General features: G+C 62.3%; 22 protein-coding genes and 1 pseudogene. 12 read left to right on the top strand and 11 right to left on the bottom strand.

Going from position 1 to position 22,615, the window contains the following annotated elements; all coding sequences use genetic code 11:
* The first annotated feature begins 197 nt into the window (after nucleotides 1-197).
* Both LZC95_34025 and LZC95_34020 read left to right on the top strand, forming a co-directional pair.
* Entirely contained in the window at nucleotides 198-1,775 is a 1,578-nt protein-coding gene (locus tag LZC95_34025; protein ID WXA91463.1) for a hypothetical protein, read from the top strand.
* 169 nt (nucleotides 1,776-1,944) lie between these two features.
* Nucleotides 1,945-2,223 (top strand): hypothetical protein, encoded by a 279-nt coding sequence (locus LZC95_34020; GenBank protein ID WXA91462.1) that lies wholly within the window; start codon nucleotides 1,945-1,947, stop codon nucleotides 2,221-2,223.
* Nucleotides 2,224-2,232: 9 nt separating this feature from the next.
* Here LZC95_34020 and LZC95_34015 read toward each other — a convergent pair whose 3' ends face one another.
* The gene (locus LZC95_34015) at nucleotides 2,233-3,444 is read right to left on the bottom strand and encodes a phospholipase D-like domain-containing protein (protein ID WXA91461.1); all 1,212 of its coding nucleotides are present in this window, start codon (nucleotides 3,442-3,444) and stop codon (nucleotides 2,233-2,235) included.
* 118 nt (nucleotides 3,445-3,562) lie between these two features.
* Nucleotides 3,563-4,780, bottom strand: coding sequence for a glycoside hydrolase family 88 protein (locus tag LZC95_34010; GenBank protein WXA91460.1), 1,218 nt, complete (start codon nucleotides 4,778-4,780; stop codon nucleotides 3,563-3,565).
* 273 nt (nucleotides 4,781-5,053) lie between these two features.
* On the opposite strand from LZC95_34010, the gene LZC95_34005 reads away from it, so the two are divergent.
* The gene (locus LZC95_34005) at nucleotides 5,054-6,052 is read left to right on the top strand and encodes an MBL fold metallo-hydrolase (protein ID WXA91459.1); all 999 of its coding nucleotides are present in this window, start codon (nucleotides 5,054-5,056) and stop codon (nucleotides 6,050-6,052) included.
* Between the two features lie 4 nt (nucleotides 6,053-6,056).
* Here the strand turns inward: LZC95_34005 and LZC95_34000 are convergent, their stop codons facing one another.
* From LZC95_34000 to LZC95_33985, 4 genes are all read right to left on the bottom strand, one after another.
* Entirely contained in the window at nucleotides 6,057-6,977 is a 921-nt protein-coding gene (locus tag LZC95_34000) for a LysR family transcriptional regulator (GenBank protein WXA91458.1), read from the bottom strand.
* A 48-nt stretch (nucleotides 6,978-7,025) separates the two neighbouring features.
* Entirely contained in the window at nucleotides 7,026-7,580 is a 555-nt protein-coding gene (locus LZC95_33995) for a DUF695 domain-containing protein (GenBank protein WXA91457.1), read from the bottom strand.
* A gap of 126 nt (nucleotides 7,581-7,706) precedes the next feature.
* Nucleotides 7,707-9,176 (bottom strand): multicopper oxidase domain-containing protein, encoded by a 1,470-nt coding sequence (locus LZC95_33990; protein WXA91456.1) that lies wholly within the window; start codon nucleotides 9,174-9,176, stop codon nucleotides 7,707-7,709.
* A 23-nt stretch (nucleotides 9,177-9,199) separates the two neighbouring features.
* Nucleotides 9,200-9,907: a peroxiredoxin family protein gene (locus tag LZC95_33985; GenBank protein WXA91455.1), complete on the bottom strand. Its 708-nt coding sequence runs from the start codon at nucleotides 9,905-9,907 to the stop codon at nucleotides 9,200-9,202.
* 140 nt (nucleotides 9,908-10,047) lie between these two features.
* On the opposite strand from LZC95_33985, the gene LZC95_33980 reads away from it, so the two are divergent.
* Genes LZC95_33980 through LZC95_33970 form a run of 3 tightly spaced genes read left to right on the top strand, consistent with a single transcriptional unit; the run spans nucleotide 10,048 to nucleotide 13,338 of the window.
* Nucleotides 10,048-11,295, top strand: a complete 1,248-nt coding sequence (locus LZC95_33980; protein WXA91454.1) for a hypothetical protein — start codon at nucleotides 10,048-10,050, stop codon at nucleotides 11,293-11,295.
* Nucleotides 11,295-12,017, top strand: a complete 723-nt coding sequence (locus LZC95_33975; GenBank protein WXA91453.1) for a response regulator transcription factor — start codon at nucleotides 11,295-11,297, stop codon at nucleotides 12,015-12,017. The genes LZC95_33980 and LZC95_33975 overlap by 1 nt, the downstream gene beginning before the upstream one ends.
* Before the next feature lies 1 nt (nucleotide 12,018).
* The gene (locus tag LZC95_33970) at nucleotides 12,019-13,338 is read left to right on the top strand and encodes a HAMP domain-containing histidine kinase (protein WXA91452.1); all 1,320 of its coding nucleotides are present in this window, start codon (nucleotides 12,019-12,021) and stop codon (nucleotides 13,336-13,338) included.
* Here the strand turns inward: LZC95_33970 and LZC95_33965 are convergent.
* Complete coding sequence (locus tag LZC95_33965) at nucleotides 13,335-13,973, bottom strand: TetR/AcrR family transcriptional regulator (protein ID WXA91451.1); 639 nt, start codon at nucleotides 13,971-13,973, stop codon at nucleotides 13,335-13,337. The genes LZC95_33970 and LZC95_33965 overlap by 4 nt on opposite strands.
* A 75-nt stretch (nucleotides 13,974-14,048) precedes the next feature.
* Between LZC95_33965 and LZC95_33960 the strand changes: the two genes are divergently transcribed.
* Nucleotides 14,049-14,501, top strand: coding sequence for a nuclear transport factor 2 family protein (locus LZC95_33960; GenBank protein WXA91450.1), 453 nt, complete (start codon nucleotides 14,049-14,051; stop codon nucleotides 14,499-14,501).
* Nucleotides 14,502-15,421: 920 nt separating this feature from the next.
* Nucleotides 15,422-16,075 (top strand): transposase, encoded by a 654-nt coding sequence (locus tag LZC95_33955; protein ID WXA91449.1) that lies wholly within the window; start codon nucleotides 15,422-15,424, stop codon nucleotides 16,073-16,075.
* A 210-nt stretch (nucleotides 16,076-16,285) separates the two neighbouring features.
* Here LZC95_33955 and LZC95_33950 read toward each other — a convergent pair.
* Both LZC95_33950 and LZC95_33945 read right to left on the bottom strand, forming a co-directional pair.
* A pseudogene (locus LZC95_33950) lies at nucleotides 16,286-17,117 on the bottom strand (IS5 family transposase).
* A gap of 271 nt (nucleotides 17,118-17,388) precedes the next feature.
* Entirely contained in the window at nucleotides 17,389-17,739 is a 351-nt protein-coding gene (locus LZC95_33945) for a hypothetical protein (protein ID WXA91448.1), read from the bottom strand.
* Between the two features lie 577 nt (nucleotides 17,740-18,316).
* Here LZC95_33945 and LZC95_33940 point away from each other — a divergent pair.
* The 4 genes from LZC95_33940 to LZC95_33925 all read left to right on the top strand — a co-directional run bounded on the left by LZC95_33940 (nucleotide 18,317) and on the right by LZC95_33925 (nucleotide 20,248).
* Nucleotides 18,317-18,583, top strand: a complete 267-nt coding sequence (locus tag LZC95_33940) for a hypothetical protein (GenBank protein ID WXA91447.1) — start codon at nucleotides 18,317-18,319, stop codon at nucleotides 18,581-18,583.
* Nucleotides 18,584-18,643: 60 nt separating this feature from the next.
* Complete coding sequence (locus LZC95_33935) at nucleotides 18,644-19,363, top strand: YafY family transcriptional regulator (protein ID WXA91446.1); 720 nt, start codon at nucleotides 18,644-18,646, stop codon at nucleotides 19,361-19,363.
* A 149-nt stretch (nucleotides 19,364-19,512) separates the two neighbouring features.
* Complete coding sequence (locus LZC95_33930; protein WXA91445.1) at nucleotides 19,513-19,887, top strand: nuclear transport factor 2 family protein; 375 nt, start codon at nucleotides 19,513-19,515, stop codon at nucleotides 19,885-19,887.
* Between the two features lie 19 nt (nucleotides 19,888-19,906).
* Nucleotides 19,907-20,248 carry a hypothetical protein gene (locus tag LZC95_33925; protein ID WXA91444.1) on the top strand — a complete coding sequence of 114 codons (342 nt, stop codon included), beginning with the start codon at nucleotides 19,907-19,909 and terminating at the stop codon, nucleotides 20,246-20,248.
* 35 nt (nucleotides 20,249-20,283) lie between these two features.
* Here the strand turns inward: LZC95_33925 and LZC95_33920 are convergent, their stop codons facing one another.
* Both LZC95_33920 and LZC95_33915 read right to left on the bottom strand, forming a co-directional pair.
* Nucleotides 20,284-21,519 carry a DUF2252 domain-containing protein gene (locus tag LZC95_33920; protein WXA91443.1) on the bottom strand — a complete coding sequence of 412 codons (1,236 nt, stop codon included), beginning with the start codon at nucleotides 21,517-21,519 and terminating at the stop codon, nucleotides 20,284-20,286.
* A 169-nt stretch (nucleotides 21,520-21,688) separates the two neighbouring features.
* Complete coding sequence (locus tag LZC95_33915) at nucleotides 21,689-22,612, bottom strand: hypothetical protein (protein ID WXA91442.1); 924 nt, start codon at nucleotides 22,610-22,612, stop codon at nucleotides 21,689-21,691.
* Nucleotides 22,613-22,615 lie beyond the last annotated feature (3 nt).

Below are 22,615 nucleotides of genomic sequence, written 5' to 3'. Positions count from 1 at the left end.
GCATTCACGTTTCGAAAAGAGATATGCGTTCAGTTTTCTTTTTTTCGTGATGCTGTCGTCGCTCGGCCATCTACATGACTGCAGGCCGGACACGATCCGCGAGGAAGCAGTGGCGCGCGCGAGATGGACGTGTTGGTCGATGCTTTTACCAGGCATCGGAGGCGCACGCCGGCCGGCTACTATAGAAGGAGATCTCCATGAGGAAGATGTCGGCGAAGCTTGGGTTTGGGGCGTTGATCCTCGGTTTCACCCTCGCGATGGGGTGCGCATCGAGTGATGATTCGAGCGTCGATAACGGAAATAATAATGGCACTGGAAATAGCACTTCGGCTTTGGTGGTCGGCCATGTGACCGGTCAGGGCGGCGGCAGCATCAACGTGGGCCTCGGGGGCAGCGCCGCGGTTTCGGCGGCCGTCAACGTGCGGCTCTCCGCGGTGATCGCCGGCAAATTGACGGTGGTCGCCACGGCGAAGGTCGATGCAAACGGCTCGTTCGCCCTTTCGCTTCCGGCCAACCTCGATTTGGCGGCATGCGGCAATGTTCTCATTGTCGAGTCGCTCGACGTGAATGCGAATGTCATCGGTTCGTCGATCCTCGAGATCGACGCGAGCCTGAGCATCGCGGCGAATGCCCGTATCCACGCTGCGCCCATTACGACCGAGAGCTCCATCGAGGCGAAGGCCCTCATCGACCTCCTCATCAACGCTAAAGTCGATGTGAAACTCGCCGTGCAGCTCGCGGCCGAGTTGCATGCGTGTGTCGATGTCAACCTCGTCGCGCAGGTCGTGGCGTCCCTCAATGCCGGCGCGGACGTGAATGCCGTCATCCACGCCGTGGCGCAGGCCTCGTTGCTGGCGCAGACGGCGCAGCTGGAGGCGATTGCCAACGCCAAAGCTTCGCTGGATCTCAATGCGCTCATCAAGGCCCAGATCAAGGCGGCCGCCGAACTCAATGCCTTCCTCGATGCCAATGTTTCGCTCGACGCGACGGCGGCCCTCGAGCTAGCGGCAAAGGTCAACGTGACCGCGCGTGCGAACCTCGACGCGTGCATCAAGGCGGCCTTGGATGTCGATGTTTCACTCGACGTGGCGGCGAAGGCCAAAATCATCGCCGATGCGAAGGCGCAGGCTGGCCTGGTGTTCAACGTCGCTCTCGGTTCGGCACTCAAGTCGGTCGTCGGCGTGGAGATCCTGGCCAAGGTCAACGCCGAACTGAAGGCGAAGGTCGACGCCGAGGTCAAGATCGCAGCGAACGCTCAAATCAAGGCCGCGATCGATCAGCTGGTCATCGACCTCCAATCGAAGGGCTGCGATCCCAAGGTCATCCAGGCCGTCATCGATGCGGGGGCCAAGCTCCAGCTGGACATCAAAGCCGCGGTCAGCATCGAGGCGATTGCCGACCTTCAGGCGAAATTCGCAGTCGATCTCGAAGCGAACCTCAAGGCCAAACTCGGCCTGGTGGGCGCATTGCTCGATCTCGTGCTCGACGTGGTCGCTCACATTGGCGTGGACCTGCAGGCGAGACTGCAATTGTGCCTCAATGTTGGCGTCGACGTTCATGCCGACGTCGAGGCGGCAATTCGCGCCATCGCGGCCATCCAGGCGAAACTCGATCAGGGCATCTCCGTCGATATCAAAGCGGAAATCCGCGCCTGCCTCCAAGCCGTCATCCAGGCGGACCTCACGATCAACACCAAGTGCTCCAGCGGTGGTGGCTCGTGCGGCGGCGGCTGCGGGACGAAGCTGCGCGCCCCGGAGTATTCGCTCGTGCCGTAATGTAGTTGCCAATTCCGTTTCTCGCTGGGCCGGATCGTCGGGCGCCTCCCCCGATGGTCCGGCCCTTTTTTTGCCAAAGGCTCAACCTGGATTTCTTCCTATTCAACCGCGCCGTGTCATATAGTTAAGAAAGTTTCCTAACTATAATTTTCCAAGGTGAGGTGCTCCAATGGACGTGCGCGCGCGTGTTTTGGGAATCGTTGTTTTGGCCGCAACTGGCTTCACGGTTGGCATGCCGGCATGGGCGGAGCCTGCCCATCCAGCTGCCGAGAGCCGCAGCCTCCAGCCCATGAATTACTGGTACATGGAGGGGCACTACGCGACGGAGAGCGAATGCCGGGCCAAGGGTGAATCGTTGCTTTGGCCGGCCAACCCAGGTGGCGCAGATGGTTACGAATGTCGCGCCAATGGCGGTGGCTGGGATCTTTGGCTGATGTTCCTGACGTGATTGGCTGAATTACGGCCAGGCGGGGCAGGACGCGAAGACGCCTTCGTCGAAGTTGTCCTCGTATTGCTGGTACACGTTGGCATTGTCGACGCGCAGGATGGTCTCGTCGTTGTTGCGCAGCGAATTCGGACTGTAATTGTGGCTGCCCGTGAAAACGAGCTTCGCGCCCTTCTCTCCGGCGTAACTGCCGGCGCCAGCTTCGATGAGCAGGTACTTCGAGTGTACGGTTTTATCGCCCGCGCAATGGCGAATGCCCGTGAGCTTGTTCCGAACGATGTCGTCCACACCCGCGTCGAACGACTCGTAGGCCAAGTAAACCTGGCATCCCTGATTCTTCAGGGCCACGAGTTTGGACGCCACCGCCGGGCGATAAAGCTGGAGCACGGCCACGCGAATGCGCGTGCGCGACGAGGGATCGGTGCTGCACGTGACATTCTCGAGCACGTTCACGATGGTGTCGCTGGACGACGTCGAGCCGGCCCTGGGGAATGTATAAAGCTTGTAGGCCCCTGCGTTCTCCGCGGTGTAGGCGTCGTTGGGGGGCGTGCTCGTACGGGTGATGCCTGCGGTCAGCCGGGTGAAGTATTTCGAATAGAGTCCATAAAGGCCTTGATCGGCCGTGGTGTAGGCGTTGTTCCAGAATTTGACCCGATTGTCGTGGGTCAGGTTCGCGGAGCTTTGCACGACGACGTTCTTCGTCTCCCCGACCTGCGAGAAGAGAAAGAACTTGTTGTGATTGATGCCCGTGCCAAGGCATCCCCAGCCTCGCTTGCATTGGGCGCCCCATGAGGGGGCGCTGGCGCCGTAGTTCCCCAGGGCGGCCCGCAATTTGTCGAACATCGCCGTGGAGTCGCCGTCGGTGGCGTTGTTCATCAACACCTTCACCCGCGCGCCACGCGCATGCGCCCGAATGAGGGCATCCGCGACCGGCGCCTCGCGCCAGGTGTACATGACCACGCGGATCTCCGCGCCGGCCGGCACATGGTCGATCAGCGCAATGAGATGATTCTGAATCGCATTTTCCGCGCCCGCGCCCGCCGCGGTCGGCCGATTGAAGACCGCGCCCGTCGGCGGCACGTACGCCGCCATCTCGTCGGCGGTGAGTTCCGCGCCTTCCAGGGCATTGGGGGCGGGGTCGTCGTCCGCAGCGTCGGGGCTCCCAGCGCAGGCCGAGAGCCCGAGGATCACAGCAAGGGGTAAACCGTAACGGATATGGAGCATGACCGCCGAATTGCAAGCGGAGGGCCATGACGAATCACGGTTTTCCTTCCGCTTGCGTGTGCGGCGCCATGTCAACCCGGCGTTGAAACGATCCGGGTGGGAGGATCGAAGGCGAGGGCTAAAGGCCGATGGCCTGCGCGAGCTCCGTCGGCTTGAGGATGCGCAAAATGCCCTCGAGCAGGTAGTAATCCCCGTAGGGCACGGACACCTCGACGCCGTCCTCCGACGGGCGATTGCGCGTGCAGCGCGCGACGATGGCATCGGCCCGCGTGGACTTGGTGGTCAAGCAGGTCTGCGAGATCGCCGTGAGGATGCGAACGGCGGCGTGTCGGTACGACGACCGCTGCGAGGCATTCGCCAGATCGAGCAGGCCACACGCCATGACCACACCGGCCGATGCGTCCTTGATGTCGTTGGGCGCTTGCGGTGCCAGATAGTCCCACACCGGGACGTTGTCCGGCGTGAGCGCGCCGAGCGCGAAATCGGCCAGCCGGGTGGCGGTGGCCAGGAATTGCGCATTGCCGGTGCGGCGGTACATCGTGGTGAAGCCGTAGATGCCCCAGGCCTGGCCGCGCGACCAGCACGAGGTCGGGCTGTACCCCTGCACGGTGTTCGGCCCGATGGGGGCGCCCGTGCTGGGATTGAAGTCGAAGACGTGCGGCGTCGAGCCGTCCGGCCGCAGGAACGCCCGCTGGGCCGTCTTCGCGTGCTCCGTGGCAATGTCGAGGTAAATGGGATCGCCGGTCTGTTCGGTGGCGAAGGCCAGCAGATCGAGGTTCATCATCGTGTCGATGATGACGCGCCCCGCATTGTTCGGATCGGAGAGGTTGCCCCAGGCGCGAATGAAGTGGCCTTTGGAATTGTATCGCTGGATCAACGACGAGGCGGCCTGAATGGCCCCGGTGCGCCATTTGTCCTCACCGGTGAGTCTCCAGGCGGTGACCCAAGACGGATAGAAGAGGAAGCCCAGGTCGTGCGTTCCGGTGTCCGTGCGCCGCGGTGCGAGTTTGTCCGCCCAATCCTGCGCGAGGGTTTTGAACTGCGCATCGCCACTGTACAGCCAAGCGAGCCACAAGGTGCCGGGCCAAAAGCCGCCGACCCAATCGCCGTTCTGCGTATAGGTCCACTTCTCGAACTTGGTGATCAATGGAAAGCCGGTGACATTCGGCGCGACCGCACGCAATTTGGCAATGGCGTAGTCCGCGGCCGCCTTCAATGTGCGCGCGTCGCCGCTTCCTAGCGCGGCCGCTGTCGCCGACGTCGTTTTTGCGAGTGTCCCTGCCGCGACGGCGGCACCGGCTGCACTGGTCAACAGAGCGCGTCTGCTCAGACTCATCGTCCCCTCCAAGCTTGGGAGAACTGCACTGCGAAGTAGCCCTAGCGTTTTCTACACGCCGACGGCCAAGCTGTCCACCGGTGTCATTTAGGCTCGCACATTTGGAAAGCCGTCCGATTGGCCACTTGGTGACGGTTCTATGGCGACGCACTGCGCGATGCATCGTGACATCCGAGCGAATTGCACGTGCGCACACGTCAATCCACCCGGTGGATGGGTGCCATCAACGCTGCTGAACTGTTCGGTCAGCGAGGGCGCCCTCACATCCGCGCCATGAACACGAGGAAAATGGCGGTGAATTTCGCGAGGACGGCGCTGCTCCTGGCGATGGCGACGGCGTGTGCGACGGTGGATTCGGATGCCGAGGCGGGGTCGTCGACTGGGAAGGTCAACGTGCAGGTGGTGCCCGGGGTCTATCGGTTCGATGTGGGCGATTTTCACATGACCGCATTGTCCGATGGCACGGTCGCGCAGGATGTCCACAAGATCGCGTCGAACACGTCGCAGGCCGAGCTCGATGGGGCGCTGTACCGCGGGTACCTCACGAACCCCGTCGAGGCTTCGATCAATGTCGTTCTCATTCAGGCGGGGCCGCGGCTCGTGCTCGTGGATACGGGGGCGGGCGAATTGTTCGGACCCGGCAATGGGGGCAAGTTGCTCTCCGCGTTGACGGCGGCTGGCGTTCGTCCGCAGCAGATTACGGATATTTTGATTACCCACATTCATAGCGATCATAGCGGCGGCCTGGTGGTGGACGGCAAAATCTCGTTTCCGAATGCCATCCTCCATTTGGGTAAGCCCGACGTGGACTTCTTCCTGGATCCGGCCAATTCGGCCAAGACGGGATACGACATTCATTACTTCAACGAGGCCATCAAAACGGTGAAACCCTATGCCGACGCAGGCAAGGTGCGCGCCTTTTCCAGCACGACGGAGGTGCTTCCCGGAATCACGGCGAGCCTTCATCCGGGGCATACGCCGGGAACGGCGTTTTATGTCGCCGAAAGCCGTGGGGAGAAAATCACCTTCATCGGGGACATCGTTCACTTTGGCGCCGTTCAATTCCCGAATCCGAACGTCACCGTCGTCTACGATCTCGATACGAAGGCAGCGGCCGCGGTTCGGACGCAGCAGTTCCAGATTTTCTCGCAACAGCGAATGCTCGTGGCCGCGCCGCATTTGCCATTCCCGGGTATTGGGCACGTTCGTGCGGAGCCGGGCGGCAGCTTTGCTTGGGTGCCCATCGAGTACACCAATCGGCAAGCGAAATAGCGAATCACTTGTTCGCGCGGGCGATGGCGAAGATTTGGTCGCGCAGCCACTTGTGTCCTGGATCGAGCTGGCTGCGCTCGTGCCAATAGGCGGCGAGCTCGACGCGTTGGACGTCGATGGGCGGGGGCACCGTGTGGAGCACGTTGGAGAGCGGCTCGATGAGCCGCCGTGGAAGGGTGCACACGATGTCGCTGTTGGCCACGATGATGGGCGCGAGGGCGTAGTTCTGCACGGAGACGACGACGTTGCGCGTGTACCCTTTGCGGGCCAGCGCGTCGTCGACCAGGCCCGAAAAGCTGCCGTCGATCGCCACGAGGAGATGCTCCAGCTTGCAAAATTCCTTGAGCGACAGCGGGCCGGTGCCCCGCGGATGACCACGGCGCTGCGCGGTGAGGAAGTCGTCCTCGAACAGTGTGCGGCTGATCAGCGCGTCCCTTCCGGTGCCGTGGGTGGCGCCGATGAAGACGTCCGCCTTGCCCGATTCCAGATCGGAAAAGATGCGGTCGACATGCGGCTGCACGAAGGCGAGCCGCACCCGCGGCGCTTGGGAACGCACCAGCGGCACCAGCGCCGGCGCCATCATGGTGGCAGGATTCTCCCGCGCCGCGATGACGAAGGTGCGCTTGCTTTGCGCCGGATCGAACGTCGGCGCGGTGGCCATCAACGCGCGCAAGCGCTCCACCAGGTCCGCGACCAACGGCTTCAATTCGAGGGCCCGCGGCGTCGGGACGACCCCGCGCCCCGCCGCACCCGCGACGAACAGCCGATCATCGAACAGTGCCCTCAGCCTTCCCAGCCTTGCCGAAAGCGCCGGCTGCGTAATGCCGAGCTTGCGCGCAGCCTGCGTCACGTTCTGGCTATCGAGCAGCGCATTCAGCGCAAGCAGCAGGTCGATGTCGAGGTCGTCGATCTTCTTCGAGGTCATTCGCGCAGCCCCGCATGTTAGACCGAGGAGCGCAAACGGGGGCGACAGTCAGCGTTGCCGCAACGCCGCATCGAGCTCGAGGAATCGCTTCCACGCAGGATCGGCCTCGACGCGAAGGTGCAGTTCGTGACCGCCGGCATGCACTTTCACGGCGGCGAACGCGGCGTCCACGTTGCTTCGTTTGGACATGAGGATGTACGTTCGCGCGCCATTGCCGGTGATCACGGCGGCGAGCAGGCCCTCGTTTCGGATGTCGAACTGCTTGACGATCTCGTCCTCGATGGGGCCGAGTGCGCGGGCGTCATCCGGCTGCGGCATGCCGTCGTCTCGCGGGTCGAGGAAGTCGGCCACGATTTCGACGCGCGTGGGGTAATTCTCGTCGCCGGCGACCCGGGCGAGGCCCGTTCGAACGCGCAAAATCGTGGGGTGACCCTGGACATTTCCCTGCCCGAGGTTCCACCGATCCAACGAGCGGACGGGGGGCGCCGGCGCGGACTCGGCCTCGGGAGCATCGGCAGGGGATTCGGCCGGTGCCTCGGGCATGCATCCGACGGCGGAAAGAGAGAGGCACACGAGGAAGGCGACAAAGAATCGAAGGGTCATGGCGTTCGACCGCCATCCCTTCGATCCAAGTGTCTCGAAATGCAAGGTCTACGAACAAGGCGCCATCGACATGGCGGAAAATAAGCCAATCCGTGGTCGCGACGTCGCGAGTGGCTGCAAGGGCGACTACGGCGTGACGCTCTCCTGGAGCATCATGCGGTGGTCTTCGTGCCCGAGCCGGTGGCAGTGAAAGACGTAGGTTCCGGTGAACCCTTCGTTCTTGAAGATGATTCGCACGGTGCCCCGGCCGGGGACCTGGATGGTGTCCTTGAGGCCGTTTTCATGGGCGGGCGGTGGTTGGCCATTGATATCGAGGACATTGAATTCCACCAGGTGCTTGTGGAAAGGATGCATGGCGCCCGAGTTGTTGGTCAATGTCCAGATGCGGACGGCGTTGCTCGGGGATGTGATGTCGATGCGCGCCGGATCGTAGGTTAGGCCATTGAGCTGCCAATTCCCATTCGCGAACGCCAGCGTAATATTGGCCGACCCGGTCGACTCGGCCTCGGTGTAACGCCTAATCGACGCCAGGGCACTCGGTACCGCGCTCGTGTCCGTTTCGGTGCGATCCACCGTGAACTGCATCAGTGTCGAGATGGCCGGGGCCGTGGCATCCGTATTGAACAAGGACAGCGAGGTGCCCACGGCGTGCGGCGCGAAATCGACGACGATGTCGTAACGCTCGCCCGGGGCAATCGACAGGCTCGTGGTGCTCACCGGTGCCTGCAGCAGCCCGCCATCGGACGAGATGACCTGGAACGTCTGGGGCGTCGTTCCGGCGCGGAGCTGTAGATTCCACAGGCGAACATCCGAACCATTCAACAAGCGAAGACGGTATTTGCGGTTGGCCACGTTGTGGACGGCATTGGCCACGCCGTTGACCACGGGCGTGTTGCCGAGAAAACCGCCGACTTGGCTGGTGTAGGTGAGCGTATTGTCCGCGTTGAATTGCTTGTCTTGAAGCAGCAAGGGGATGTCGTAGTTGCCAGAGGGTAGGTTGAGCGCATCCTCGGCGGCATCGTGGATAATGTAGAATCCGGCAAGTCCGTTGTAGACGTGCGCGCCGGTCAGATCCATGGTGTGGTCGTGGTACCAAAACGTGCCCGCAGGTTGGTCGTTGGGATAGGTGTAGACCTTCGACGAGCCCGGGGTGATGTAATCGACGGGGTGGCCATCGCTCTCGGCGGCGACTTTGTGGCCATGGTTGTGGATCGTGACATTTTCGGTCCACGCGTTGGTTTGCGTGACCGTCGTCGTTTCGCCCCTTTCCACGACGAGGGTGGGACCCGGAAAGATGCCATCGAAGCCCACGATGGGGGTCGGATTCCCCGTCCTCATTTGCGCAGTGCCCGTCTTGATCGTGAGGTTGTAAGCCGCCAGCGTCGCGGCGGCCGCGCCCGCGGTGCTCGAGCGTGCCATCACCGGCGGGATCCGCAATGGATTGGTGAACGGGGTCTCCTCCGTGAGGGCGGCTTGGGTTCGCGTACCGGGTTCATTGGATTCGTCGGGTTCGGCATTCGAGCCCGAACATCCAACGAAGCTCACTCCGAGCATGCTTGCCCATATCGATATGCGTGCAAATGTACGTAGGTTCATAGGCAACTTCCTTTCTCGCGCATCTACTGAAGGCGATAAGCGGCTTGCAAAACGTCTTCGTACTGGGGCGGGCGGCGCCAGCTCTCGCTGAAGCCCCCCCACCGAAGGGCGCCGTTTCGATCGAACAACAGCAGGCAATGCATCGATACGCCACACAAGCTCGTGACCCTTTGCTCGGGGTCCGACAACAAGGAGAAAGGCAGCTCGGACGAGCGCTGATGGCGAAGAAGGGCATCGGGCTCGTCGGCGCTGATGCCGTACACGCGAACCTCGCTCGATGCGAAACGAGGGATTTGTTGCGCCAGTCGGGAAAGCTCTTTTCGGCAATAAGGGCACCACACCCCGCGAAAGACGACGACGAGGAGGGGCCCGTTGGTCTTGCCCAATTCGATGGGGACACCACTTTGATTTTGCAAGGTGACCTCCGGCACGCGTGTCCCGAGGGAAAGCTCCGGTGGAACCGGTGGAAGCCTGCTCGACCGTGAGAGGACACTCAAAATGACAACGTTCAGAAGACAAGCGATGGCGCCGGCCATCACCCATCGCCCTTTGCCATTGAAGTAGCGAACCGCCATGAAGATGCCTGCAGAGCCAAAGACGAGGAGGATCTCGAACGGCCATGGACGATCCCGCAGCGACGGCGGAAGGATCATCAGGCGGTCGAGCATCGAGAAGAGAGGCACGCCGAAAAGAAAGAGCATACCCATGGCAACATGCGCGAGTCGGGTCATCGGACGAAGGACTCCGTTCCGTATATGGCCGGAACCGGATGCCTTTGCGACGGCGGGTGGCGAGTTAACATTACGAAACAAACTCGCTATGAAATGACATCACTGGATATCGGACCGAAATGTGATATCCAACGACGAATATGGGCCAATTTCGACTTCCTTGGGTCGTGGGCTTGCCCGCCGTTGCGGTCGTGTTTGCTGGGATTGGCCTTTGGAGAGAGCGCGCCGCGCCGTCCTATTCCTATTATCGCGACGTGGCCCCGATCCTGAGCCGTCGGTGTGAGCACTGCCATTCCACCGGGGGCCTTGCCGCGCGGCCCCGTCTCGGCACCTACGAAGACGTGTCGAAGGTTGGCGCGAAGATGAAATACATGGTTCAAGCGCGCATGATGCCGCCGTGGATCGCTGAAAACAGCGGCATCTGCAGGACCTGGAACGATTCCTCGTGGCTCACCAACGAGGAACTCTCGACCTTGGTTCATTGGCAAGAGCAGGGGATGCCCCGGGGCGATCCCTCCGCGCCGTCGCCCCTCGAGCGCAAATCCTTGCCCGATATCGGGCGCGCCGACGTGACCCTGGACACGGGCGCCGACTACACGGCGGGACTCGGCGCCAGCGCGTATCGATGTTTCGTGGTGGACCCGGAGCTTCCGCGCGATCGCATGCTCACCGGGATTCGCGTCGTGTCCACCGATCCGCGCATGGTGGCGCAAGTGACCATCTTTTCCCCCGAATCCGACGAGGCGGAGGCCGAGATCGCGCGTCTCGATCGCGAGGATCCGGGGCCGGGCTATTCATGCTACGGCTCGCCACGGGCCGAGCCGGCGCGCCTCGTTGCGAGCTGGACGTGGGATTCGCCTTCATTGCCATTTCCGGAAGGGACCGGATTGCGTCTCGAGGCGCGTCGCAAGTTGGTGGTCCAAATTCACTACAACGTGATCACGTCGGGGTTGGGCGCCGCCACTCGAACTCGAGTGGATATGAGGCTCAACGACATCGAGGAGGTTCGGGCAGCGTCCTTCGAGGCGCTCTCCGCGCGCGACATCGCGCTGGCCCCTGGCAAAGTCCAAGTCGAAGCCGAGGGCGAACGCGCAGTGGATCGTCCGACCACCGTTCTCGGCGTGGCCCCGCAGATGCACACGCTGGGTCGAACGATGCAGATCGACCTTGTTCGCGGTGCCTCCCGCGATTGCGCCGCAAACTTCGACCATTGGAATTTCTACAGCCAGCGGCTCTTCATTTACGATGAGCCGTTGCAGCTCGAGCCAGGGGACCGGCTCAAGATTACGTGTGTTTACAATACGGAATCGACGGCACGTCCGATCCAACGTGGTGCAGGCATTCAAGATGAAGAATGCAAAGCCAACCTTTATGTCGTAACTCGTTGATGATGGAGCCTCCTGCGAATCGTACGGAAGATGGCATTTCCGTCGTTTACATCGAGGACGACGTTCGTACGGCATGCCTCATGGCCAAGTACCTCGAGTCGCATGGCCTCAGCATCACGTTGGCGGAGGATGGTGCCACCGGGATCACTGCGGTCATGCGGGGCGATCCGGACGTGGTGCTTCTGGATCTCATGATGCCCGGTGCCGACGGCATCGAAGTATGCCGGCAGCTGCGTAGCCGCACCGGGGTTCCCATCATCATGGTCAGTGCACGCACCGAGGAAGCCGATCGCGTCATGGGACTCGAGGGCGGTGCGGACGATTACCTGGTCAAACCGTTTTCCTCGCGGGAGCTGCTGGCGCGCATTCGGGCGCACGTGCGTCGCGCCCGCGGGCGTGCTGGGCCGCCCATCGAGCGGCTGCGCGTCGGCGGGCTCGTTCTCGATCCACGGGCCATGAGTGCCACGATCCATGGTGAAGGGCTCGCGCTCACCACGTACGAGTTCATGTTGCTTCGCGCACTCGCCGAGAGTGCAGGCCGCGTGATGACTCGCGAGCAGCTCGTGGAAATCGTGCGCGGGAGCGCCGACGAAACGTTCGAGCGCGCGATTGACGTGCATATCTCGCGCTTGCGGCAGAAGCTGAATGACGATCCGCGCCATCCCCGCATGCTCAAAACCGTGCGCCGTAGGGGCTACATGCTTGCCCTGGAACAGGAGTGACGTGCGACGTTTGCGCCTCGTGCAGCGCATTTACCTCGTAGGTATGGCGCAGTTTGCGGTCGTTGCCATCGTGGCGGTCGTGGTATTTTTGGTGATGCGTTCGTCGCGCATTGCGATGTTTCGCGATAGCGCGCTGAACTTCGTGGTCGCGACGCTCGAGGCCGAGGCGCGAGATCGCGCGTCCCTGCAGCCTATCGTGGACCGCGCCGCGGACGAGTTGCACTGGTCCGTCACGATTTACGATGCGAATGGGGCACCGATTGCGTTCTCGCAGTCGCAGCCATTGGCCGAGCCGCAACCGTCGGCCGTGAGGCGCCGCCGTCTCGACCTTCGCGGCGAGTTGCCCATGCAGATGGTCGTATCCTTTCCCGATCTTCCCCCGTCGCCTGGCGTCGCTCTATTTGGTATTTTCGTACTGGCGGTAGTTGGTATTTCGTCGTGGCTCACCGCGCGGTCGCTGGCCGTTCCGCTCGAGAGGCTCGCGTCCACGGCGAGGGCGTTCGGCGCGGGCCGCCTGTCGGCGCGCACGCACTTGCTACGCACCGACGAACTGGGGGACGTCGCGCGGGCATTCGACGATATGGCGGATCGGGTGACCAAGGCCATTCAGGCCAAGCGCGAGCTTCTGGCGAACATTTCCCACGAGCTGCGAACCCCACTCCAGCGAATCCGAATCGCGCTGGACCTTGCCGCGGAGGGCGATGCCACGACCGCGCACGACTCGCTGCGTGACATCGCCGAGGACCTGGCCGATCTCGAAGTGCTCGTGGGCGACGTGCTCACGGCGACACGTCTCGCACTCCGCGAGGGAGCAGGTTCCGCAAGCGCACTTCCTCCCATTTCGTTCGAGTCCGTGAGGCTGAGCGGCCTTCTCGAGAGATCCGTGTCGCGGTTTCGATCGGCCCATTCCGAGCGCGAGCTCGACGCGTCGATTTCGACTCCAATGCCGACGATCTTGGCCGACCCGCGCCTTCTGCGAAGGGTATTCGACAATTTGCTGGAGAATGCCCACAAGTACACCGACGACGGCCATCGCCCGATTCATCTATCGTGCGCATCGATTCCCGACGGCGTCGTGGTCGAGGTGCGCGATTACGGCATCGGTATCGCCGCCGCGGATCTCGAGCGCATCTTCGAGCCTTTCTTCCGCGCCGATCGCAGCCGCACCCGCGCCACCGGCGGACTCGGACTCGGCCTCACACTCGCACGCCACATCGTCGAGGCCCACGGCGGCACCTTGTCCCTGACGAGCGAACTCGGTCAAGGAACGACCGCACGCGTTGAGCTTCCGCTGAACGCGGGCCGGGCCTCTTTGCGCTAACGGCGCGCGTCCAGTCCTTTGAACAGCACCCGCACCGACTCACGCGCCACATGTGCGGCGTCGGCTCCGGCGACCGCGAATTGCCCATCGACGAGCAGCCACGCCACGCCGTGAACCATCGCCCATGCGGCGCGCGCGAGTTTCCGCGCATCGGCCTTGCGCACGACGCCGGTCGCTTGGCACGCCTCGATGGCTGCGAGGAGCACGCCGAACGCGGCTTCGTACGCGGCCAAGAGCTGCGGGTGCTCCGTCTTGTCTGCGAGCTCGGGAGCACTGAGCAAGCGAAAGTGTGCGGGGTGGGCACTCGCGTGCGCGACATACGCAACACCGATGGCCTCGAGGCGCTCGCCTTCACCGAGATCGGCCGCGCCGGCCTCGCGCATGCTCCGCTCGAGCCCACGCAGCCCCTCCTCCGCCATGGCCGCGAGCAACGCGCCCTTGTCACGAAAGTGGTTGTAGCTCGCTTGGGGCGAGACACCGACGCGCCGCGCGGCAGCACTCAGCGAAACGGCACCGGTTCCATCCTTCTCGACAATGCCGAGCGCGGCATCGAGCAGCGCGCGGCGAAGCTCGCCATGATGATACCTGCCCGCGGGTTTCTTTTGCGGTCGCAGCCCTCCAGGTAATCTCGCCACGGCCTACATCTATCACGGGAAGAGCCCTTTGCCGCCAATGTTGACGGCATCAATATTGGCGCTATGCTCGAGGGGATGTACCACTTCTTCGTCCGACGCCACCTGAGGGAGGTTTTCGCTCGACTCAACGCGGGTGACTACGCGTTCATCACGCGCCAGTTCGACCCGGGCGCCGTCCACTGGTTTGCAGGCCGCCACGCGCTCTCCGGAAAGCGGACATCACCGGCCCGCATCAAGGAATGGTACGAGCGGCTGGCAAACGTCTTTCCAGGAATCCGCTTCGACATCAAAAAGCTCATTGTCGCGGGCCCTCCGTGGAACACACAAGCCGCCATCGAATGGGCGGACGAGGCCCGCGATCGCAACGACGATCCGCTACCGAATCAAGGGGTTTTCATCCTGCGCCTTCGCTGGGGCAAGGCAATCGAGTTCCGCGTCCACTGCGACACCGCCCTCATCGAGAAGAACCTAGGCATCCTCGCCGCCCAAGGCGTCGCCGCGGCCAGCGCCGCCCCCATCGCGGGCTAAGTCGTCGAGAGCGGCTTCGGGGCTCCGGAGAAGTGGCTTGCCGTAGAGAGCAATCCCGCAAATAGAACCTGGTGCCCGGCCGACCTGCGCGACCAGGCTACCCCTCCTCGCCCCAGGATGGGTGTTACCGATATGATGAAACAAGCTCGTAATCGGTTACCGCTGTCGCCGACGGTGTACCGTCAAGGACATGGGGCGGGCGATATTTTCTAGGGACACAGGAGCGGCGGCATCCCCCGCCGAAAGAGGGGTGTGACGGCGAGCGCTGTTGGGGTCTCGTTGCTCGCGGCAAATTGCAGGGACTTGTCTTTGCGCGACAGCGTGCCGATGTGAAGGGTTCCGAAGTGTACGAGCTTCGGGCCGTCGACCGGGCCTGGATACGCGCCTGGTCTCGAAGTCGCATCCAAAGCACGGTTCGGGCAAGCGTTGGCGGGCCTTCTCGTAGAAGGCGACGGGAATGCCATTGCCAAGGGCCTCATGCGGGCGGACGTGGTTGTACTCCCTGCAAAACCTGTCGAAGCCGCGTTGCTGAGTGCGATCGAGCGGTCGACGTGAACGGCCTTCAAGCGCGCAATGGCCTCGGAAGCGGCTTATCGAGCATCTGCGACAGAGCTCCGCGATGCCTTTGGCCATGCGAAGCGATGAATTGCTCCTCTGCTCCACGGCAGGTGTTCCCTCCGAGGGCAACGCTACACCGCCTCGCCACGGCCAGGGTGTTACCGATGTTATCAAATAGGCTTCTAACGGGTTATCGCTGTCGCGGGCGGAGCTTAGAATAACTTGATTTGTTGCCATATTTATTATATGCCTTATTCAAGATGAAGCGGGCGATCAAATCGCAGCAGCTCGAGCTGCCGCCCGGCCGTTCATGGGGTGGTCGGCGGAAGGGGGCGGGCAGGAAGCGCAGTCCGAAGGCGGGCGTGTCTCATCGCGCACGCCCCATTCACAAGGCTGCACATCCGGTTCATGTCACACTGCGAACCCGCGAAGACGTGCACGGCCTGCGAACAGGCGCGGTATTCGCGTTGCTGGTGCGAAGCATCAAAGATGCATCCGATGCGGAGTTTCGGGTCGTGCACTTCTCGATCCAGCACGACCATGTCCATTTGATCGTGGAGGCCCACGACAAGGTCACCTTGTCACGCGGAATGCACGGACTCACGATTCGGCTGGCGCGCGCAGTCAATCGTGCGCTTGCACGCCGTGGATCGGTATGGAAAGAGCGGTATCACGCCCACGCGCTCAGGAGACCACGGGAGGTTCGCAATGCGCTGCTTTACGTACTCATGAATCATAGGAAACACGGAACGTCTCCCGCTTGGCTCGATCCACGATCCTCCGCCGCATGGTTTGACGGGTGGCGTAGGGACGCCCTTTTCGAGTACGCGCTGCGCGATCTCGGCGGGCTCACCGGACTCGCGCCACCGGTCCAACCCGCGCGAACGTGGCTCGTTCGCGAAGGGTGGCGTCGCCATCGTTTGCTCGGTATCGACGAAGGTCCACGAAGGGCTCCCTGCACGAGCAGCTCGATGTTCGCCTTCCATGCCGGAAGGTCCACCGGCGGCCAGTTGTAGAAGGTCAGGGTGAGGTATCCACAGACAACCGGCGGTTCATGTTCGTCGGTGCGTCGCAGAGACCGAAGATGCGTGCTCTGACCGCACGATTCGCACGTCAGGATGGCATCAGCTTCGCTGGCTCTTCTTCGATACGAGCTTCGCACTTGGGGCAGCACAGGAGATCCGCCGCGTAGGGAGCGGCCGCGAGGTTCGTGAAGGGACCCGTCCCTAGAACGCATCCGGCAACCTGTTGAATGGGAAACTGTCGCCGAGGCGTGACTTGCCGCGGAATGTAGGTTGCCGGAGCAAAATCGCCATGCAGGCGAGCTTCGCGAAAGCGAGGAAGTTGCGTGCCTTTCGCTCGTAACGAGTAACGATGCGACGGAAGCGCATCATCCAGGCAAAGAGGCGTTCGACATGCCACCTGCGGCGGTATCGTCGCAGCGCGCGAAGGTCCTGTGTCTTTGTCTTCCTTCTGGGGTTATGTGGCGCGATCATTTCTACGCCGCGCTCACCCAACTGCGCGTCGAGCCCGTCACTGTCGTACGCGCGATCGCCGATCAGTTTCTTCGGCAGCGGCTTTACGAATCGGGCGTTGAGCGTTTCTTCGACAAGGTTCGTTTCATGTCGCTGACCACTCGCAGTCCAGACGGCGATAGGAAGACCATGGCGGTCTGCCACTGCCATGATCTTGGTCGCTTGCCGCGGCGAGTGATCCCAACATCAAGGCCCCCCTTTTTCGCCGGCATGGCTGCCGTCGATGAATGCTTCGCTCAAGTCCACTTTGCCTCTACTGCGCAAATCCTCTGCTAGGACTGTCAGTATTGCGTCGAAGACGCCCTCACGTCCCACTTCTGAAAGCGGTCGTGACACGTCCGATACGCTGGGTAGCGGCGAGGCAGGTCAGCCCACGGTGCACCTGTTCGCAAGATCCAAGGATCCCGTTCAATACATCTCTAGGATCTCGCCACGGCCGTCCGCCTCGCTCCGTCGTCCCCTGTCGCTCAGGCTCCGGAATGCTGTCTCGCACCGCCTCCCACTGCTCGTCCGTCAGATCCAACGACGAAGGTACATACACGTTCCTTCGTCGATGGAAAGACCGTTCGAAAATATGGTGCAATATCGATCACTTAACCGTTCCGGAGGTTGCCGGATGCGTTCTGGCGTCATGAAGTCCAGTTCGCCTCTTTCACGCGAGTACCATGACTGGGCGCGAGGTCCTGGGCGGTGGCCCTTCGCGCAGAGAACGCATTCCTCGTCGGCAGACGAGACGATCCAACCATCTGAAATGAGCTTTTCGCGAATCTGCGTAGCCCGTCGGCTGGCGTCCTTCACGTTGACGCGTTCATCCACGAGAAACTGGAGCCGTTCACCCATTCGCCCGGCCCTCGTCCGTGCCGCACGCCGTCGGCGTCGATCTCAGGACGCGCTTCGAGCCGGTGCACCTTGGCCAGTCCGGCGCGGGCTCCAAGGCGCCGCTCGCAATCCGATCGCCCGTGATCGATTTCGAGACGTTCCGGATGTCGTCGTCGTGAGGATGGCATTAGCGAGCCCTCATGCGACGACATCGATCCTTGATTGCGGACGGATTGATCTTCGGTGTGCTCGGCGCCTCGCTGGCGCCGCTCGCCGAGCTCGTTGCCGTACTCGTCGAACACCGTCATCACCATGCCGGTGTGCAAGTCAATGGATTCTCCGGCTTCGTCAATGCATGTACTCGTGCGACAGGCAAAGGCGTTCGCGAAAAAGCCATTGAAGTCGACGCGAAGTCCATCCTTTTGATCGTCGCACGCGAACGACCCGCGGTAAATGAACCGCAGTTTCGAGTGAAGCGGAACGGCCTCCCGGCAAGAATCAAAACCGGCGTCCTCCCCGCTTATGACGCGTCAATTGGGCAGCCATGGCATGCGATGGACGAGCGAGCGAAGCGTCAATGGGTAGCTACGGAGGCGCGGGCACTCGGTTCGGGAAGCCCATGAGCGTTTCATCTCGTACGAGTGCTACCGTTATTATTTGCGTGTGAACTGGAGATATCCCTAGTCCCTTATCAACGAAAAATCCCCCCAAGATAGCTCCAACTGAATCTCAAGCTGAGAAAACTTGTCAGGGTTGCCTTGACGCGAACCGTGTCAGGGCTACCTTGACACGTACGTGAAAAGGAGAACGAAAATGCAGGGCGCCACAACGAAAGAAACGCAACGGCCGCAGTGCTCATTTTGCCGTAAATCTCCTTCGGGCGAAATGGTGGCCGGGCCAGGCGTGTATATTTGCGACGCGTGTGTTGGCCTTTGCCAGCGCATCCTCACCGGAAAGCCGACCGCAGCCTTCGCGAGTTGGCAATCGATGACGGACGAGGAACTCCTCGATGCGTTGCCCGCCGCCGAAGCCGCCGTACATGCCACGGCCGAGAAGCTCCACGAGCACGTCGATATGCTGCGAGCACGAAACGTGAGCTGGGAGCGCATCGCCACCGCCCTGGGCGTGAGCCGCCAAGCCGCATGGGAGCGCTTCTCACGCGAGAACTGATCCATTGTTCGAAGTCCGGGATGCCGATCGAGCCGATGTGATCGACTATGCCGACGGCCCGTGACAGCATCGTGGGGCAGCGCGATGACACGCAGTGAACGCCTTCTTCGACTGGTCGAGGTTTTGCGCGGCTATCGCTCCCCGGTGAGTGGCGCTGTCCTCGCCGGCAAGTTGCAAGTCAGCCTTCGCACCTTGTACCGGGACGTCGCGGCGCTCCAGAAAATGGGGGCACGCATCGACGGAGAGCCCGGAGTCGGTTATGTGCTGCGACCTGGGTTTCTTCTGCCGCCTCTGATATTCACCGAAGAGGAGCTCGAGGCGCTCACCGTCGGCTGGCGATGGGTTGCAGAGAAAGCGGACACCCGACTGGCGGATGCTGGGAGGACTGCGCTCTCGAAGATTGCCGCCGTTCTCCCCCGAGATCTTCGGCGCGGCCTGGACGCCTCGGGCGTGCTTGTCATCGGCGAGCGAAAGCAGGCCCCCGCTGCGGGCGACGAGGAGCTCAGCAAGATTCGGCGCGCCATCCGCACCGAGTCGAAGCTTTCCATCTCCTACAAGGACGGGCATGGAAAGGAAACCCGCCGCGTCATCTGGCCTCTCGCCCTCGGCTTCTTTCAGATCTGGCGTGTCGTTGCCGCGTGGTGCGAGCTTCGAACCGATCTCCGCCACTTCCGGACCGATCGCATTTCGAAGATTACGGTGCTGAACGAGCGGTATCCAAAGAGCCGGCAAGCGCTGCTACGCGAATGGACCGAGACGAAGGGCTTCAAACCGCGATAGCGGGCGAACATGCTGACATCGCTTGTCAGCATCGACAATCCTCCTCACTTCCTCCGTCGGCGTCCGTGCCTAGAGTTCCTGCTGGACAGCAAGACGTGAGCGCGTCGCTTGCGGACCGATTCTGTCACCACCCAAAAGGAACCTTTGCCATGACGAAGAACGCCAATACCAGTCCCGCCCTCGAACTAGCCCTCGCCTACCACGAGGCCTGGAAGAACCGCGATCACGCGACCGCCATGAAGGTCGTTGCGGACGACGTCGTCTCCGAAACGCCCTTCGGTCGCATCGAAGGCGGGGACGCGTTGCACGAGGCGGAAAGTTCGTTCGCTCCCATGCTCGAAGGCGCGACGATGGTTGCAGCCTACGGCGATGAGACGACCGCGCTCTTGATGTACTATACGCACACGCAGCCCGTTTCGAGCGTGCTCTCCGCGAAACACTTCACGACAAACAACGGGAAGATCACCGCGATCAAGGCGCTCTATGACAAGAGTGTCTTCGCGAACGCCCCCAATCGCCAATAAGCGCTGACCGGAGACGAACGTGCGCATTCTGATTGTCGGAGCGTCGAAGGGGACCGGTGCACTTGCCGTCGAGGCGGCGCTCGCGCGCGGGCACGAGGTAACGGCCTTCGCGCGGAGCGCCGAAAAACTCGCGATCGAGCACCCGAAACTTACCGGCTGGTTCGCCGAGAAGGTCATCTTCGGCATCTTCCTGAAGCTCCCGTACGCGGATCGCGTGCGACAGGAGCAAGACACCCGTGACAAAACGATCAAGCTCGAGAAGGTGCCGAGCTCGATGTCTCGTGCCGACGTTGCGGACTTCCTCGTAGAGGCCGCGGAGGTCGACACGTGGGTCGGCAAGGCCGTGCAGCTCGGCGGATGAACACCATCCGCGCGGATGGTAACGTTATCAGTTCATCAAGGACCACTTCGCGCGGCGCTCCACGCTTTCTTCCAGCGAGTTGCGAGCGTCTGCGCGGTGCCCGATAGCCAGGTGCGCAGGGCATCCTTCTTCACCTCGGAGAAGGCGGAGGTATGCAAAATGGCGAGCTGGCTCGCCTCGACCTCGAGCACCTTGCTGCGATCACCAGCGCTCAGATCGCCCAAATCGGGGGCATCGCGGACGAGGCGGTCGCGAAGCATGAAGGTCTCTCCCAAGAGGGATACGGTGAAGACATCGCCCGGATCGGCGTCGCCCCAGAACGTCCGCTTCAATGTATCGAAGCGGGCGCTCGGCTCGAGGGTGCGCGTGTGACGTCCCCAGGTCACGCCGGGTGAGGTCAATTCCTTCAGCTCGAGGATGGTGCGCGTCGAGCTCACGTCGGCGAGCACCCAAATCCGACGAAGGCCTCCGCTGCCGCCATTCACGCGCTCGTAATCCGCGACATCGCGCACGGTGGCGCCCCCGAGGCGTGAGTCCGAGGAGACAGCGGCAACGACCGCCGCGCGATCGGCCGAATCCGGTGCGGAGAGCTTCGTCTCATCGTCGAGAACGAATGCGCCATTCTTCGTGTATTTGCTCAGCCCTTTCTCGTGCTTCTTTTTCCAGCTCGGCGCGAGATCGGAATCGATGGTCTTCGCCTTGGATGCGTCTTTGAGCGTATCCACGTAGCGCTCGAGTACCTGCTTGGTGAGTGCGTCGTCACCGTAACCGAGCGAAATGGCTGCGAAGAAGCGTGCGGCGTCGAACGCGGCGGGGCAATAGCCCGCATCGTCGAAGTCGTTGACGGCGAATCGGGTGCCGCTGGGAAGCTTCATGAATCCGAAGTTCTCCTGGTGCGCGTCCCCAGCGCACAAGGTTTCCTTGCCGGGCACGCGTGCGACGGGCACGCCGGCCAAGTCGGCGTGATAGGCTGCGTCGAACGACCGAAAGAACGAGAGCGCGTCCTTCTTGGCCGCTGCCCATTTGAGCTGAAACGCGGTGTCGTCGAGATCGGGATTCGTCGCGCGCAGATGCGCTCGATCGAGCGAGCCTCCGAGCTCACTCGCCGTGATCGGCCCCGCTTCTCCCGCGGCCGCTCGAAGCGAATCATCTCCCGAGGATGCTTCCTCGACGCTCGACCCGGCGCACCCAATCGTGCTTATCGCATTTAGCGCCAGAGCCAAGAGGGGAATCGCGAAGATGGACCGGTGATACGAGTCGTGGCGACGCATGGGACCCTCCGTATGTGATAACGTTACCATACGCCAAAGCTCCCGCCGCGCCATGTCCAATTGCGGCGATGCGACTCACCGCGAACGATTTCCAAGAACGCGACGAGATCTATCCACTTTGATTGAACGAGTGCGTGTCCGCCGGGTGGTTGAAGCGAGATCCACCACCTCACTTCGCGTTGATGCGATAAAGCGCCGGCTGCGTGCCCTCACTTACCGTGTAATAGCCCGAGCCGTCGGCGGCATAGGCAATCGCCTCGCCTTGGTCCTCGGAGGGGGCCGTCAAGGTCACGGGGGCCTTGGTGAACGCTTGATCGAACGATTCGTTCGCCCCCGCGCGGAATTCATAGACGCGCGAATAGGTGCGAAGCAGAAAGCGGGGCGCGCAAGGATGGATATCCGCGCCGGTGGCGGTGCCGCTTTGGCCCGATGGCAAATTCAATTCGGCAATCTTAATGAGCGTCACTTTGGTGTTCGCAGTGAGCGGCTCGGGGAATTTATAAACGCGGCTCTTGCCGGTCTTCGTTTTGCTGATGATGTACATGCTGCCGGTGGTGGGGTGCACCATCAACGATTCGGCGTTGTGTGGCCCATCGGGATAGGCAAAGGGGAACTTCTCTGCCGGCAACGAGCCGGAGGTCTGGCCCCCGGCAACATCGGGCTCGCGCACGCGGTAGACGGCGACGTTGGTCCGCGCTTCGTCGTTGTCGCCGATGTCGCCCAGGTACACGCAGCTTCCTTGCGGGCAGGGGCCGACGGCGGTGTCCTCCCAGTCGACGGCGGTGGCGCCGCCCACGGAGAATGTTCCCATCAGGCCGGCTTGCTCGTTCAGGGCGAAGAATCGGGCGGAATCGCCCGAGTCGTTGTGCACGTACAGCACGCCGGGGTTGCGCTTGCTGGCGGCCAGCCCCGAGGCCTCGTCGATGGCGCTGCTCGCGACGGTGCCCACTTCGACGGCAGCACCATATGCGTCCGCCACGCGGCAGGCGGCGAGTGCGCTGGCGTGGCTATCCGTGGACTCGGCGCTGCCGCCGAAGCAGCCCGTGTAAAGGATGGTGAGCAAGGACGGAATGGGCAGCGTGCGTGCGATCATCGA

The organism is Sorangiineae bacterium MSr12523, from assembly GCA_037157775.1.
Classification (GTDB): domain Bacteria; phylum Myxococcota_A; class Polyangia; order Polyangiales; family Polyangiaceae; genus Pendulispora; species Pendulispora brunnea.
The sequence above is the reverse complement of the archived record's forward strand: the minus strand, read 5'-3'. Positions and strand labels throughout refer to the sequence as shown.

What these genes read in the sequence shown, in the direction of transcription:
- LZC95_33930 (WXA91445.1), top strand. Translation starts at nt 19,513, where the DNA reads ATGACGAAGAACGCCAATACCAGTCCCGCCCTCGAACTAGCCCTCGCC.
- LZC95_33985 (WXA91455.1), bottom strand. Translation starts at nt 9,907, where the DNA reads ATGACCCGACTCGCGCATGTTGCCATGGGTATGCTCTTTCTTTTCGGC.
- LZC95_34000 (WXA91458.1), bottom strand. Translation starts at nt 6,977, where the DNA reads ATGACCTCGAAGAAGATCGACGACCTCGACATCGACCTGCTGCTTGCG.
- LZC95_33980 (WXA91454.1), top strand. Translation starts at nt 10,048, where the DNA reads ATGGGCCAATTTCGACTTCCTTGGGTCGTGGGCTTGCCCGCCGTTGCG.
- LZC95_34005 (WXA91459.1), top strand. Translation starts at nt 5,054, where the DNA reads ATGAACACGAGGAAAATGGCGGTGAATTTCGCGAGGACGGCGCTGCTC.
- LZC95_34020 (WXA91462.1), top strand. Translation starts at nt 1,945, where the DNA reads ATGGACGTGCGCGCGCGTGTTTTGGGAATCGTTGTTTTGGCCGCAACT.
- LZC95_34025 (WXA91463.1), top strand. Translation starts at nt 198, where the DNA reads ATGAGGAAGATGTCGGCGAAGCTTGGGTTTGGGGCGTTGATCCTCGGT.
- LZC95_33960 (WXA91450.1), top strand. Translation starts at nt 14,049, where the DNA reads ATGTACCACTTCTTCGTCCGACGCCACCTGAGGGAGGTTTTCGCTCGA.
- LZC95_33975 (WXA91453.1), top strand. Translation starts at nt 11,295, where the DNA reads ATGATGGAGCCTCCTGCGAATCGTACGGAAGATGGCATTTCCGTCGTT.
- LZC95_33990 (WXA91456.1), bottom strand. Translation starts at nt 9,176, where the DNA reads ATGAACCTACGTACATTTGCACGCATATCGATATGGGCAAGCATGCTC.
- LZC95_34010 (WXA91460.1), bottom strand. Translation starts at nt 4,780, where the DNA reads ATGAGTCTGAGCAGACGCGCTCTGTTGACCAGTGCAGCCGGTGCCGCC.
- LZC95_34015 (WXA91461.1), bottom strand. Translation starts at nt 3,444, where the DNA reads ATGCTCCATATCCGTTACGGTTTACCCCTTGCTGTGATCCTCGGGCTC.
- LZC95_33915 (WXA91442.1), bottom strand. Translation starts at nt 22,612, where the DNA reads ATGATCGCACGCACGCTGCCCATTCCGTCCTTGCTCACCATCCTTTAC.
- LZC95_33995 (WXA91457.1), bottom strand. Translation starts at nt 7,580, where the DNA reads ATGACCCTTCGATTCTTTGTCGCCTTCCTCGTGTGCCTCTCTCTTTCC.
- LZC95_33920 (WXA91443.1), bottom strand. Translation starts at nt 21,519, where the DNA reads ATGCGTCGCCACGACTCGTATCACCGGTCCATCTTCGCGATTCCCCTC.